Genomic DNA, 1734 nt, shown 5'->3' with positions numbered 1-1734 from the left:
CAGTACCGCTCCGACATCCTCGACGGCTTCCTCAGCGGAACCGGACTCTCCCTCGACCTCCCACCGCCATCACCTTGAAACGCCGAGGTCAGTAAACGACAAGTTCAGCTTGTGCTTTCTGCTCCTTCGCCGTCATGCGGCGGCAGAGGGATGCTGTAGGCGGCGTCAAGCCTGTTGATGATCTTCCGGAGTTCGCGGGCGGCCCGTGGTGACATTGCGTGCATCACCGTGTCGAGGAGGGCGCGAGCCTCCAAGGGGTTGCCGCAGCAGTACCAGTGCACGTTGCCCAGCTCGTAGTCGTGCCAGTGCTGCCGCTTGGAGCGGCGAACGTGGTCCCGCCACAGGCGCACAGCGACGGTGACATCCCCTGGTTGCAGGTAGTTCCGGATGCGTTCGAGACGGGCTACCTCGGAGAGTGCCCGCGAGGAGACACCGTCGATCGCGGGTCTCGAAGCCTGTGCCCGGTGTGGGGGGAGGCTGGTCCGGACGTCCGTCGGCCGTCTACGCGGCATGGACCTTTCGGTTCGTCATCACGCGGCCCATGGTGTCACGATCACGCGCGCTTTTCGAACGAGTTCACTCATCCGGGAGTTCGCCGGACGTGGACATGGCCTTCGTCTGACCATGTGCTCCGACCAAGGATGCACGTGAACTCGACGGAGGCCATGGGGGATGAGTCTGCTGTACAGCGATGCCCAGCGAGAGCCGTTCGCTGAAGCGTCACACTTCCGGAAGGACTTCTACGGATGCCTGACCGCGCGGCGTGACGAACTGTTCGAGATCGCGGACGCGCTGCTGTGTGCGGACGGACCGGTGGTGGCGCCGGTGGAGCTGACGCTGGTGGCCGAGCACTGCCGCGGGCACGGCGCGCTGTACGACGCACTCAACCGTGGCCGTCTCGACGTCGGACAGCTGCGGCGGACCCTGGCCGCGTTGCCCCAGCCGAAGGCCGCCGACAACCGGCTCGTCCTGGCCGTGGATGTCAGCAACTGGCTGCGGCCGGACGCGGAGTGCAGTGCGGACCGGCTGTTCTGTCACACCTTCGGCCGTGGCCGGGACCAGCACCTGATGATCCCGGGCTGGCCGTACTCGTTCGTCGCCGCGTTGGAAGCGGGTCGCACGTCCTGGTGCCAGTTGCTCGACGCTGTCCGCCTCGGTCCCGAGGACGATGTCGCGGAGGTCGCCGCGGTTCAGGTCCGCCGGGTGGTCGAGGACTTGATCGTCGGTGGTCGCTGGTGCGCGGGCGATCCGGATGTCCTGGTGGTCTTCGATGCCGGTTACGACGCTTCGCGCCTGGCCTACTTGTTGAGGGACCTGCCGGTGGAGGTACTGGGCCGGATGCGCTCGGACCGTGTCATGCGGCGGCCGGCGCCCTCGCTTCTGGAGTATGCCCAGACGTATCCCCTGGGCGGGCGGTTCCCGAAGCACGGCAAGGAGTTCCGCTTCGCCAAGCCCGAGACGTGGGGCGAGCCGAACGTGGCGACCGTCCAGGTGACAGACCGCTACGGCACCGCGCGGGCGATGGCCTGGGACCGACTCCACCCCAGGCTCACTACCCGCTCGGCCTGGATCGACCACGGCAGTGAACTCCCCATTACTGACTTCGGCTTGTCAGGGTGAGGTTGGGGTGTCGAGGGTAAGGCCGGTGCCGGCTATGAAGCCGTCGATGGTGTCGGGCCGGTACTGCAGGCGTTTGAGGCGGTTGCGGACGAGGGTTTCGAGTCGGTCGAGGGC

At 66.8% G+C, this 1734-nt stretch carries 2 pseudogenes; one reads left to right on the top strand and one right to left on the bottom strand.

Annotation, left to right across the window (positions count from 1 at the left end):
- Positions 1–672: 672 nt before the first annotated feature.
- Positions 673–1596: pseudogene (locus tag AB0P03_RS40780) on the top strand (transposase); the annotation flags it as partial.
- Between the two features lie 15 nt (positions 1597–1611).
- On the opposite strand, the pseudogene AB0P03_RS40775 reads toward AB0P03_RS40780, so the two are convergent.
- Positions 1612–1734 (bottom strand): annotated as a pseudogene (locus tag AB0P03_RS40775) (IS630 family transposase); the annotation flags it as partial.

This window comes from Kitasatospora sp. NPDC088779 (assembly GCF_040685395.1).
In the GTDB taxonomy this organism is placed as follows: Bacteria; Actinomycetota; Actinomycetes; order Streptomycetales; family Streptomycetaceae; genus Kitasatospora.
This window is presented reverse-complemented; position numbering and strand designations above follow the sequence as displayed.